Genomic DNA, 9,277 nt, shown 5'->3' with positions numbered 1-9,277 from the left:
AACTTCACGTAGGCGGCACTGCTGACTGCACTACCATAGGCTGGTTGGAAAAAAAACGTTAAAAATTAAGACTGTCAAGTAACCCTACCGGAACTTCTTAGATCAGATGATCGGTACTAGACTATGGCCAGTGGTTAATTATAAAGATAGAAAGTGTAGCATTCTAGTAAAAGAATTTGTTTTCCGCAAATGATGGCTTCGAAATCTTTAATTGCGTACAATTTTTCACAGTCAATGTCCATTTATGGACACGATGCTAACTTTAATTTATTTTAATTATCTGACAATCAATTGTTTATTGTTTTGGCACAATTATTTGCAGATCAATCTTGAGGATTAACCATTACTACTATGCTTAGGAACTATTTTCTTACTGCTGTACGGAATTTTTTAAGGAACAAAACCTATACCGTCCTCAGTCTTGCGGGTCTTACATTAGGTGCTTCCTGCGTGATAGCCATTTACTCGTTTCTAACCCTACAGCTGAGCTACGACAAGCACCAAAGCCACCTGGAGCAGGTATACAGGGTAGTGAGCCACTGGAAAAGTGGGGACGACGATGTGAAATTTGCCACTGTTCCCCATCCATTGTCCGGCGCTATAAAGAGTGAAATCCCAGGCATTGAAGCTGCTACAAATTTGTACTCACTTTCAGCGCAGGTGAACATCCCCCAGGAAGGAGGAGCATTAAAAAAGCTCAAGGAAGAGGATATAGGCTTTGCTTATCAGGATGTGTTTGAAATCCTTGATTTCGAGTGGGTAGCGGGCTCCTCTGCCAATGCGCTGTCAGATGTTAATTCGGTAGTTATTTCAACAGCAACCGCCCGAAAGTTCTTTGATATCAACAATGAGTACGACAGAGCGCTGGGCCGGATTATTAACCTTGGCAACAAGCATGATTTAGTCGTGAAAGGTGTGTACCAGGATTTTCCAAAATCGACCGACTTTCCGTTTAATATGGTAGCGTACTATGAAGCCCAGGAAGGAGTGAATGCCTACTTTGGAGAAGGCAAGATATGGGACAGGCTCAATGGCAATACACAGGCTCTCATTAAGCTGAATAGCCAAACCCAGGAAAGTGTTGTCGAGGCGGGCATAAAGGATGTGGTAGAAAAAAACAATACTCTTGATGGTTACAGTGTATTCCTACAGCCCCTGAGCCAGGTTCATACCACCGACTACGGCACCTACAGTGGCATGTCTCTTGAACCAGCCACCATCAGGGTTATCGTTGCTCTGGCTGTATTGCTTATAGTGATTTCCAGTATCAATTTTATTAATATTTCTACCGCCAGAGCTGTAAAAAGAGCAAAGGAAGTGGGTATCAGAAAAGTATTGGGCGGGCATCGCCCGGCGCTTATTGCCCAGTTTTTGTTAGAGTCTTTCATCATTGTGGCACTGGCTCACGGGGTTAGCTTCCTCATAGCCGATGTGATGCTTGGGGCGGCTGGTGACCTGATCGACTACCCAATGACTATCAAGGACGTTCCGTTGACTAACTGGATCGTCTTCTGTGCCATTTCGATCACAGCGGTGTCCTTATTGTCTGGTTTGTACCCGGCTTTTGTCCTCTCAGGTTTTTCACCATTAACAGCCATAAGAACAAAGATCTCTAACATCGATAAGCAAAGTAAGTTTCCGCTTCGCAAAGTGCTGGTAGGTTCTCAGTTTGCGGTGTCCATAGGTCTTATCATGGGTACCATCATTGTCATTTTCCAACTCGACTACTTCCGCAGCCAGGATATGGGATTCAGAAAGGATGGTATTGTGACAATCCAGTTTCCTGAGCCGGATTTAAAGCGATCGGAAGTGCTAAAAACCGAGCTGCTGAAGCACCCCGAAATAGCGCAGGCTAGTCTCAATTTGGGAGGGCCGCTGGCAAGTACTAACAACACCGGTCAGCATTTTAGCCCTGAAAAAGGTGAAGATGAATTGTTTACCGTGAACGTAAAAGAGGTGGATGAAAACTACCTTGACCTGTTCGATATCAAATTGCTTGCAGGAAGAAATGTGAATGCTACTGACACCTATCAGAGGTCGCCGGAGGGTGAATCAATTATCAATCAAAGAGTTGTTGTTACTGAAACACTTATTCGGAAAATGGGAATTTTTAATCCACAGGAAGCGCTTGGGAAGCTGTTCCAGGCAACCTGGGGAGGTAAATTTCAGATAGTAGGAGTGGTGGAGGAGTTCAATGCCAATTCACTTCATCAGGAGGCTGTGCCTGTAATGATGAATTATGGACCAAACGGCTTTTATGAGTTGTCTATTGCACTTGCTTCCACCGACCCCGAGGCAGGGCAAGCGGCCGTGGCAATTATCAGTGAAGAATGGGAGAAAGTGTTTCCTGAATTGCTTATTGAGTATAACTTCCTTGACCAGAGAGTTGCCAACCAGTACCGTATGGAAGACGTGATGGGCAAAGTGATGAGGTTCTTCGCTTTGATGGCCATAGTGATTTGTGCGATAGGGCTGTATGGCCTTACAGATTACATGGCAAATGCCAAGCGCAAGGAGATAGGCATTCGCAAAGTAGTGGGAGCCTCTGTTGGTCAAATACTGAATATTTTCACAAAGGAGATTCTGGTTGTCTTGTCTGTCGCCTTTTTAATATCTGCGACTGGCACTTTCCTGGGCATGCAAAAGTGGCTCGAAAGCTACGCCTATCACATTACCATAGGCTGGGAAATCGTGGCTATTTCCCTCGGGGTTACTTTGCTCGTCACCTTAGTTACCATGGGCTACCGCTCTTACACTGCCGCCCGGCTCAATATGGTGGATGTGCTCAAAGACGAATAATTATTGGACTTGAAATAAATGGAAAGGAGGGTGCGCAGCCCTCTTTTTTTGCTTTTACACGTTTAACGCTGGCTCCCTGGTGCTGGAATACCACCTTCCCACCCCTCTAAAATACCGTCCGGCACGGATGTCGTACAGGCGTCAGCAAGGCTAACTTTGGCATCAAAAAATGGTATGAAGAACCTTAGTTGGATGCTGCTCACACTATTGATACTGGCAGGCTGCGGCAAAGATGACGACCCGGAAGGAGATCTTACTTCTTCCACCGGTGCTTTCAGCATCGCAGTGCCGCAATTTGGTCAGTTTCCCGTGCAGGATGTTGCCGTGAGTCCAAACAAGCAGTACTTCGCCGTGAAGGTAAACCTTTTAACGAGCACAACTCCCAGATTTTACTACAGCGACGACGCAGGGCAAACATGGAAGGAGTTTTCCAGTGCCAACAACAGCTTTGCCAGGAGCTCACCTAAAAAGGTTACCGACGAAGGTTTGGTATTTTTGCAGGTGGAGCACGCTTACTACCTCTATGATGGTGCCTCGGTGGCACCTGTGCAACATCCTAATGCGGGTTGGCTCGACAGTGCATTTCTCGACGATTCCGGCAATCTGTATTATTTTGTCAACTGCAATTGCAGTATAAGCAGCCAAAACAAGCTCAGTTTAAGGAAAAAGGGAGAAACGGCATTTGCTGACATATCAATACCAACCAATAGCTCCGCTATGGGTGTAGCGCCTGGTGGCGGGATTTTTTTTATCAACTCCCAGACCGGCGACCTCCACAAGCACAACCCGGCGAGTGGGGAGTGGACGGTGTTGGCGGGCATAGCCAAAGGGCTGCCAAACAAAAAGCAGCTTGCAGCAGCCGACGGTAATTTTTACTTTGCCAGCTCAGCCGGCGTAACCAGGGTAACTGCCAGCGGCGTTTTGACAACTATGCCGTTTGTGGGAGCGATGACCAACTACCAGAATCCTCAGCAGGTTTTGGTGTCGCCCTCGGGAAGAGTATTTGTGCTGCAGGTTGCACCCAATGGAATTTACGAGTATGCGGACGGGGCCTGGGAAGTTTTTGCGACGCCGGGCTACCACAACAATGTGACTGGGGGCTTTTTTTCTGCTGCTATCGCCGATGAAACCGTCTATTATGCAGGGCTGGCGGAAGGGAAGATCGCTTATGGTCTGGTTGAACATAACCTGGATACCGATGAGAAGATAGTGATTGGCGAAGCGCTTGTTGGTCAGGAGGCCACTTTATCTGACGCCATTGAAACGTCGAACGGCAAGACATTCATGATCCTCAATGGGGCCCTGTATGAAATGCTGAGCGACGAGCGCCTTCTTCCCATCGACCTCAAGCAATCAACTACGCTTTCCACACTTTATGAAGATGCTGATGGAAACCTTTACGCATTCGGTAACAATGTGTACCGAAGCAGCGACGGTGGCGTCACCTGGAAGGAAGCTTCTATTGGCTTCCCGAGTTATAGTGGCCATTCTGTGCAGCAACTTAGTGACGGAAGCCTTGTCGCCATTGCCGGTTATAGTTACGACTACTACCTGGGCGGAACGGGCTTCAGCGTGCCGAAGTTCAGCGCATATGTGAGCAAGTCTTCGGATGGAATCAGTTGGTCCGCTTCTTCTGTACTTTTTGAAGGAGGCTCACAATATGTGACGTGCATCGACAAGGAAGGTATTCTGTTCGGTGTGAGGGTAGATGTAAACGGAAACTATCAGCAGTTCAATCAGGGCATCAGAAGCGACGATGGAGGACAAACATGGAAAGAAATAGAGGGGAAGATTCCGGACTTTGTTGGCCACGATGGTACTTTGTTCAGTGTCAAATCGCTGGGTTATGTAGATGGCCTTTCTGGCGAAAGGTTTATCTACAAATGGAACGGTAAAGAGTGGCTGGAGCTCCCATCTGAAGTCGGGCAGTCAGGTCAATTGTATACAATCAGCAGGGTTCATCAACTGAAAAACAAACAGCTTTACTTCTGTACGACGCAGGAGGCTTTCAAATCGGTGAAGACGTATTAGAGAGCAAGAGCTTGTGGCTTTGAAATGAGAAAGATTCAACGTTGGCTTGTTTTTTGCTTTTTAGATAACTTTCTGATATTTTCCACCTAAAATAAACTACCATGAAGTGTTTCTTTCTTGTTTTCTCCGCACTCTTTCTGATTTCTACTTCTCTACTTGCTCAAGAGAGCATAGCTGAAGATGGGGAGTATGTTATGGTGTCTACTGAGGGCGCCGAAGAGTACATTTCAACAAACAACATTGTCGGTTATTGGTACAATAGGAGCGCTCAGGGCACTTTTAATGCCATACAAAGCAAAAATGAGCCCAAATATTTGTGGGTGCAGCAGGGGCAAACGGTCACAGTGAACGACGACTGGGCAAATGACTATGCTACAAAACTTCAGAATACAAGATGGCATGTAGTTGGAAATCAGCTTTATATATATCAGCCAGAGATAGGACTGAAGCCAGTTAGTATTGAAAGAGTAGGCAAGTCAAAGAATTATGTCCTTACAGTGAACAATGTTGAATATTCTCGAAAAATCAGCCTGACAGGTGTGGCCTCCCTTCGGGACTAAGAGGATTCGGTTCATCAGAATGGTTAAGTGTTTTCTCCAGGAATGTGCTGTGAAGCACTGCCGGTATTCAATCAATCATGTAAATCTTGCCGACCATCGTGTAAAAACGACGTATTGTCTATTATACCTCCAAAAGCTTGCTGATTGCCGTTTGCACAGCTAAATTCATGTATCTTAGTTCTTCTGGAATGTTTGGCTGATGGCAAGTTGGCGCAAACCCGGGAGAATTAATTCTGTTTGTCTTATACGTCGTGTCATTTTAACTACCTACTTCAATGAAAAATAACGAACAACACCTGGCTTCACGCCGGAATTTTATAGGCAAGTCGGCTACAGCAGCGGCCGGTATTTTAGTAGCCCCGTCTCTTTTAAGAGCAAGCGGTTTTCCCAACATCATCAAAAGCTATGGCAAGCCTGACTCCATGATCAACGGAGTACAGTTGGGTGTCATTACCTACTCGTTTCGCAGCCTGCCCGATCAGAGCGCTGAGGCTACGCTAAAGTACATCGTGGATTGCGGTATCAGCGCCGTGGAGCTGATGGGCGATCCGGCTGAAAGTTTTGCAGGCAAGCCTGAGAGCACTATTGACCGCAGGGCAATGTTTGGCCTGTATGGTAAGCAAAGAAGAGGGGAAGAGCTGACTGACGACGAGAAGAAACAGATGGCTGATATGCAGGCGCAGTCGGCTGCCTACAACAAGGAAGTGGCCGCCTGGAGGGCAACGGCTTCCATGGACAAGTTTGCACAGGTGAAGAAAATGTACAACGACGCCGGTGTGCAGATTTACGCTTTCAAACCCAATGCCTTTGGCAAAGACAATACCGATGCAGAAGTGATATACGGGCTGAAGGCAGCAAAAGCGCTTGGTGCCAGCCACGTTACCCTGGAGCACCCAAGCGACGATGCGCAGACACGCAGATTGGGGACCCTGGCGGCCAAGCACAAGGTGTCTATCGGCTACCACGGACACGAACAACAAACCCCTACCTTGTGGGATACGGCTTTGAAGCAGTCGAAGTACAATGGATTGAATCTTGACTTAGGCCACTTTGTAGCTGCAGGAAATGCCGATCCACTGGGCATGGTGAGAGCAAAGGCCGATCGCATTTTAAGCATGCACATGAAGGATCGCCAGAACCCTGAGCATGGGAAAAAGAACCTGGTGTGGGGAACCGGCGATACACCGCTGACAGAAGTGCTTCAGCTCATGAGCGAGCAGAAGTATAAGTTTCCCGGCACAATAGAGCTTGAATACGAGATCCCTGAAGGTTCAGATCCGGTAAAAGAAGTGCAGAAATGCGTCGAATATTGCAGAAAGGCGCTGGCTTAGTTGAATTAGCTAAACGAATCGTTGGCCCTTGCTGATTGACAAAACAGCAAGGGCTTTTTTGCTCCCAGTTTTTTCTTCCTACTCATACCTAATCGCTTTCGACGGGTTCATTTGCGCCTTTTTGTAGGTAACCAGACAAGTGGTGAGCACAATGAAAAAAGAGAAGACGATACCAATAACAGGGAAGAGCCAGATGGTCAGCGAAGTTTGGTAAGGATACTGCTCCAGCCATTTACTCAGAGCCAGCCACGCCAGCGGAAGTGCCAGTAAGTTTGCGGCAATCAGCAATTGAACAAAGTCTTTTGAGAGCAGCACGAGGATGCCCGACGCTGACGACCCCAGCACTTTGCGGATACCAATTTCTCTTGTTCTCTGATTGGCGATGTAGGTGGAAAGTCCGACTACGCCAATAAGGGCGATGCAAACGGCCAGTATGGAAAAAGTAGAAAACACCCTGCTGATACGTTCTTCATTCTGGTATAGCGCATTGAATTCCTGATCGAGGAAGCTGTATTGAATGGGGCTGCCCTGCATCCATTTGCTCCAGGTGGCCTCTATGCTTTGCACCGTGGCTTTTGTAGGTGCGCCCGAACCGATTCGAACGGATACCAGATTAGGACTGAGTGTAGCCAACTGCTGGGGAGAAATGCCAAAGACGACCAGCGGCCCGACCTTCTCGTGCAGCGAGGCAAAATGAAAGTCGTCTACCACGCCAATGATGCGCTGGAGAGTGCCAGCAGTGGGCAGAATTTTTTGCTCCAGCGGATTGTCCCACCCCACCATGTCTACTGTGGCCTGGTTCACAAGAACGGCCGCCGTGTCGGAGGCCATATCCTTCGAAAAGAAGCGGCCTTCGTTTACTTTGATCCCGTACGTGTCAGCAAAATCGTAGTCGGCGTAGATAGCAGTAAAAAGATATCGCTCTGTGGCGGAAACTCCCTGGGCATGAAAGCTGCCACCGCTCATTTGTCGGCCGGGTACATGAAAAGAGGCCGACGCTTTTTCCACGCCGTTGACTTGCTGTAATTCGTCCATAAAGGCCCTGAGGCTGCCACCCAGCTGGTTGCTTCGTTCGATGACGAGCACCTGATCTTTGTCGAAGCCCAGTTTTTTATCCATCATGAAGTTCATTTGACGGTAAATGAACAGCGTGGCTGCCATCAAAAAAATAGAGACCATGAACTGCGCCACCACCAGGATGTTCCTGAACCCCCATTTTTTGTGGCTTAGCTTCAGTTCTCCCTTGAAAATTTTGAGCGTGGGAAAAGACGAAATGAAGAAAGCAGGATAAAGCCCCGAAAGGGTGCCTAAAAGAGCTGTGAAGACCAAAAGGAGTCCGGCGACATTTAGCAGGCTAAAGTCTGACAAAGCAATGTGCTTTTCTGCCAGCTGATTGAAATACGGAAGTAGCCAGATAAACAGCAGACAAGAAATGAGGACAGCTATCAGTGTGATGACAATGGACTCAGTAATAAACTGGATGATAAGCTGAAGTTTGCTCGAACCCACCACTTTTCTTACAGCCACTTCTTTGCCCCGTTTGACAGAGTTGGCAGTTGACAGGTTCACAAAGTTGAAGCAAGCCGTACAAAGGATGAGCACTGAAACGACCATAAAAAGGTAGACGTAATTTTTATCTCCATTCGGCTTTAATTCGTTTTGGAAGTTGCTTTCGAGATGGATGCTTTGAATAGGTTGAAAAACATAGTTGTGCCGGTTGCCTGCTGCTTCATACTCGTCGAAAGTGATATTGAGGAGGGACTCGACCTGCGGTCCCATATACTGCTTAACAACCGATGGGATTTTTGCCTTCACCTGCTCCGGGGTTACGCCGGGCTTCAGCAGGAAGTAGTTGAGGCATTGGTAAGACCCCCAAAAGGTGCCATCGTGGGCACCGGGGAAGGAGCGTAGTGAGAAGAGCAAATCAAACTCAAGGTGAGTTCTGTTCGGTACATCCCCGGCTACACCGGTTACCCGGTAAAGGGTGGAGTCACCCACCTTGATCATTTTACCAAGAGCCTCCTGATCTCCAAAGTACTTTTTGCTGGTGCTCTCTGTCAGCACCACGCTATTGGGATCTTTCAGGGCGTTGCGGGGATCTCCTTCCTTCAGTTGAACTCCAAACAGCCTGAAGAAAGTTGAATCTGCGGCCAGCCGGTTAGTTTCGTAAAACTCAATATCGCCAATTCGTACTCTCGGCGGACTGGAGAAGGGTGTGAACAGACGGCAATAGCTTTCTATCTCGGGGATGTCTTGCAGCAGGGTAGGCCCAGCCGGGAAAGGCGTTGTAGCGAATGACACATCACGGCCCGGAAAGCTGCGGTGCAGGGCCAGGCGGTAGAGTCTGTCGTCATTGGGATGGAAGCGGTCGTAATGCAGCTCATCCCACACGAAGGCAAGGATGAGTAATGAACAGGTAATGCCTATCGCAAAGCCTGATAGGTTGATGGCGGAATGCAACTTGTTTTTCAGCAAGTTTCTTATTCCGATAAGGAGAGCACTTTTAAACATGGTTGAGTTTTTGAACCTTTTTTAAAGATGCATAATCCTCAATTA

Annotated in this window: 5 protein-coding genes; 4 read left to right on the top strand and 1 reads right to left on the bottom strand. The window is 47.6% G+C overall.

The genetic code is table 11. From position 1 onward, the window contains the following. The first annotated feature begins 351 nt into the window (after positions 1-351). The 4 genes from RT717_RS17380 to RT717_RS17365 all read left to right on the top strand — a co-directional run bounded on the left by RT717_RS17380 (position 352) and on the right by RT717_RS17365 (position 6,721). On the top strand, positions 352-2,799 hold the full coding sequence (locus RT717_RS17380; RefSeq protein WP_317487656.1) for an ABC transporter permease: 2,448 nt from the start codon (positions 352-354) through the stop codon (positions 2,797-2,799). A gap of 174 nt (positions 2,800-2,973) precedes the next feature. After that, a complete protein-coding gene (locus RT717_RS17375) occupies positions 2,974-4,830 on the top strand; it encodes a sialidase family protein (protein WP_317487655.1) in 1,857 nt (618 codons plus the stop codon). Between the two features lie 101 nt (positions 4,831-4,931). Further along, on the top strand, positions 4,932-5,390 hold the full coding sequence (locus RT717_RS17370) for a hypothetical protein (RefSeq protein WP_317487654.1): 459 nt from the start codon (positions 4,932-4,934) through the stop codon (positions 5,388-5,390). A gap of 275 nt (positions 5,391-5,665) precedes the next feature. Next, positions 5,666-6,721, top strand: coding sequence for a sugar phosphate isomerase/epimerase family protein (locus RT717_RS17365; RefSeq protein ID WP_317487653.1), 1,056 nt, complete (start codon positions 5,666-5,668; stop codon positions 6,719-6,721). 78 nt (positions 6,722-6,799) lie between these two features. Here the strand turns inward: RT717_RS17365 and RT717_RS17360 are convergent, their stop codons facing one another. Then, entirely contained in the window at positions 6,800-9,232 is a 2,433-nt protein-coding gene (locus RT717_RS17360) for an ABC transporter permease (RefSeq protein ID WP_317487652.1), read from the bottom strand. Positions 9,233-9,277: the final 45 nt, after the last annotated feature.

Source organism: Imperialibacter roseus, assembly GCF_032999765.1.
Classification (GTDB): Bacteria; Bacteroidota; Bacteroidia; order Cytophagales; family Cyclobacteriaceae; genus Imperialibacter; species Imperialibacter roseus.
The sequence above is the reverse complement of the archived record's forward strand: the minus strand, read 5'-3'. Positions and strand labels throughout refer to the sequence as shown.

Excerpts from the sequence above, each read along its gene's own strand:
- RT717_RS17380 (WP_317487656.1), top strand. The coding sequence starts at position 352 with ATGCTTAGGAACTATTTTCTTACTGCTGTACGGAATTTTTTAAGGAAC.
- RT717_RS17375 (WP_317487655.1), top strand. The coding sequence starts at position 2,974 with ATGAAGAACCTTAGTTGGATGCTGCTCACACTATTGATACTGGCAGGC.
- RT717_RS17370 (WP_317487654.1), top strand. The coding sequence starts at position 4,932 with ATGAAGTGTTTCTTTCTTGTTTTCTCCGCACTCTTTCTGATTTCTACT.
- RT717_RS17365 (WP_317487653.1), top strand. The coding sequence starts at position 5,666 with ATGAAAAATAACGAACAACACCTGGCTTCACGCCGGAATTTTATAGGC.
- RT717_RS17360 (WP_317487652.1), bottom strand. The coding sequence starts at position 9,232 with ATGTTTAAAAGTGCTCTCCTTATCGGAATAAGAAACTTGCTGAAAAAC.